This is a genomic window from Falseniella ignava, assembly GCF_002847645.1.
GTDB lineage: Bacteria > Bacillota > Bacilli > Lactobacillales > Aerococcaceae > Falseniella > Falseniella ignava.
On record NZ_PKHE01000033.1, the window covers coordinates 1 to 2,950 of the forward strand.

Here is a 2,950-nt window from a genome sequence, read left to right on the forward strand (position 1 = left end):
TTGAACGGTATGTGTCCAGTTGAATACCGAAAACATACCGCTCAATTAGCCGCTTAAATAAAACTCCAACTTTTGGGGTTCACATCAATCTGAGCAATGGATAGGGTTTTATTATTTTTAAATATTAAAGCAATTGAATTTATTTGATAATTCAAACGAAATCGGTATAATGTAGTTGATAAAGAGGAGGTGGCGAAATATGGAAATGGAACATATTAATGAAAATTTAATTAAAGTGATGATTGATGCTGCAGATTTGCAAGAACGTGGCATTGATTTTCTAGATTTAATTGGTGACCAAGCATCGATTGAACAATTTTTCTACTCAATTTTAGAAGAGGTCGATATTGATCAAGAATTCCAAGGTTCAGACGCCGTGACCTTCCAAGTGATGCCGAATCAAGATGGACTTGAACTCTATATTAGTCGCTCCAACTTTGATGATATGGGAGATTTCTTACCCGAAGAGTTCAAACAACGAGCGCTGATGCATCAAAAGCGACATACCTCTAAAGATGACGCACAAGAGAAGCTTATTGAAGCGGCTAAAGAAGAAATAGAGGCAGAGTTGACAAATGAGCATCAATTAGATCAGAGTTTATTCTTATTTAAAGAACTCGATGATTTTATCGATTTAGCTCGGATTTTGCCTGATCCACTAATTAAGGCGGATTTATATGCTGCGGATCCTTATTATGTTCTGTATTTAAAAGATGCTGGATATAGCGATTCTGAGACATTGAATCACTTATACTTTACCTTGGTCGAATATAGTGAAGTAGCACGCATTCGTCCTGAAGTATTAAAAGAATATGGGCAATTAATTCGTTCTGAAGATGCGCTGGCTTATTTTGGCACGAATTTCTAATCAACCCGAAAATATACAATGAAAGTAACTGACTGAATCCACCTTCGGATGACGTCAGTTATTTTTTTATTTTAAAAGTCAAAAATTTCCCCTTTTTAGTGTATTTAATATTAAGCCAGCTATAAAAATGTCAACATAATTTAGAGTATATTTTATGTTGAGCTTTGACTTTTGAAAGTGGTGATACTAATAAATTTATGCATGACAAATAAGCCTAACTTTTTAAATTTTTAAATTAGACTTATTCTTGTTCTTTATTTGAGTGATGCCTTACTTCGTAAGGTTTATCATTAGTCCAAACTGCAAAGATTATATTAACAAGTTTTCGACAAACTGCGCCTATCGCAGTTCCATGATGCTTACCTCTAGCTCTTAGAGATTGATAATACTCAGATAAAGCAGGATCTTTGTTTGAGGCGACAAATGCAGCTTGCCAAATGGCTCGTCTTAAATATGGACTTCCACGTTTAGATATACGATTATTAGTACCTGTAAAATCACCTGACTGATGTATAGATGCGTCTAATCCCGCAAAAGCTAACAACTGATTTGGTCTTTCGAAACGTTTAATGTCGCCTATCTCACCAATTATTGTGGCAGCGGTAATAGAGCCAATACCTGAAATGGTAGTTAAGTGATGATCATCTTTTTCTAAGAGTTCATTGATTTTACTTTCAACATCTTTTATTTGAGATTCGAGTAACTCAATTTGTTGGATTAACAGTTGAATCTGCATTTTAAAGACATCAGAAGCTATTTGGATCCCAAAGGAATCAGATGCCAAATTTTTGATTTCATCAACCTTAAGCATTGATTTCTCTTCGGTGAAACGCCCCTTACTAGCTTCCTTTAGAAGTTTAGTAAGATGAGTTGATTCAATGTTCAACAGGTCTTCAGGTAACGGTGATTCTAACAATAGTTTTCTAGAAGTCTTACCAAACATATCTGAGAATAATCTTTCGTATTCTGGGAATACTTGATCAAGACAAGAAATTATTTGTCTCTTTATGTCTGAAGTTTGGTCAACCATGGATACTCTAAATCGAGTTAGTTGTTTTAATTTAATCGTGTCTTCCGAGGCAATATAACTTGTGTTAGGCACATCCATCCTGATGACTTGAGCGATTAGAACAGCATCTACTTTGTCAGTTTTAGTTTTTCTGATGTAGAAGTTTCTAAATGAATCCGATTGGATTGGATTAAATACAATGATATCAAAACCTAATTTTTTTAAAAATGTATGTATAGACAGCCAATAATGCCCTGTGGCTTCCATACCTATCAAAGTATTATCAGGCAAACACTCATGCTCATTCTGAACTGACCCCCTAAAGTTGGACCAAGAAAAATCCAACTTTAGGGGGTATTTGTATGGCTAAATATCGTTTAGAATTCAAGATGAAAGTGGTCGCAGAGTATCTTTCTGGAACCATCAGCTTAAGATCATTGGCTAAAAAATATCAGTTCAAATCGACTATTCAAATTAGAACATGGATCAACGCTTATCAAACTTTAGGTATAGAAGGTTTAAAACGTTCTCGCAAAAGTAATTCATACAGTGTAGAATTTAAGTTGAAGGCAATTACGTTGTATGAAGCAAGTGAGAAGTCCTATCAAGACGTAGCGAATGAGTTGGGATTAAATAATCCAAGTCTCATTGCTAGATGGCGTCAAGAGTACCATAATCAAGGGGTTGAAGGACTTTCTCGAAAACGAGGGAGGCCACCGATGTCTAGAAATAACCAATCTAAAAACAAAAATCAAATGGATTCTCAGCCACTGAAAATAACGGATTTAGAACGGGCAAACAAGCGCATTAAAGAGCTTGAATATGAGCTTAAAATGCAGACCATTAAAAATGAGTACTTGGAAATGCTAAGGAGCTTGCGGCTACAGAAAGCAACGAAGACAAAGCAAGAATCATCCACAAGCTCCGTCAACAAGAAAGATTTACCTTAACTGAGATTCTTGCGGCGGTTGATTTCCCAAAATCAACCTATATGTATTGGCAGTCTCAATGGAAAAAACCAGATCCAGATCAAGAAGTAAAAGAAAAAATAATGTCAATCCGTGAGGCACATT

The 2,950-nt window shown here is 35.5% G+C and carries 3 protein-coding genes; 2 read left to right on the forward strand and 1 reads right to left on the reverse strand.

The window, feature by feature from the left end; all coding sequences use genetic code 11:
* Window positions 1-199: 199 nt before the first annotated feature.
* Window positions 200-868, forward strand: coding sequence for an adaptor protein MecA (locus CYJ57_RS07640; RefSeq protein WP_101954777.1), 669 nt, complete (start codon window positions 200-202; stop codon window positions 866-868).
* A 241-nt stretch (window positions 869-1,109) separates the two neighbouring features.
* Here the strand turns inward: CYJ57_RS07640 and CYJ57_RS07645 are convergent, their stop codons facing one another.
* A complete protein-coding gene (locus tag CYJ57_RS07645) occupies window positions 1,110-2,222 on the reverse strand; it encodes an IS110 family RNA-guided transposase (RefSeq protein WP_244896613.1) in 1,113 nt (370 codons plus the stop codon).
* Between the two features lie 17 nt (window positions 2,223-2,239).
* On the opposite strand from CYJ57_RS07645, the gene CYJ57_RS07650 reads away from it, so the two are divergent.
* Complete coding sequence (locus CYJ57_RS07650; protein WP_101954778.1) at window positions 2,240-2,827, forward strand: helix-turn-helix domain-containing protein; 588 nt, start codon at window positions 2,240-2,242, stop codon at window positions 2,825-2,827.
* The last annotated feature ends 123 nt before the right edge of the window (window positions 2,828-2,950 follow it).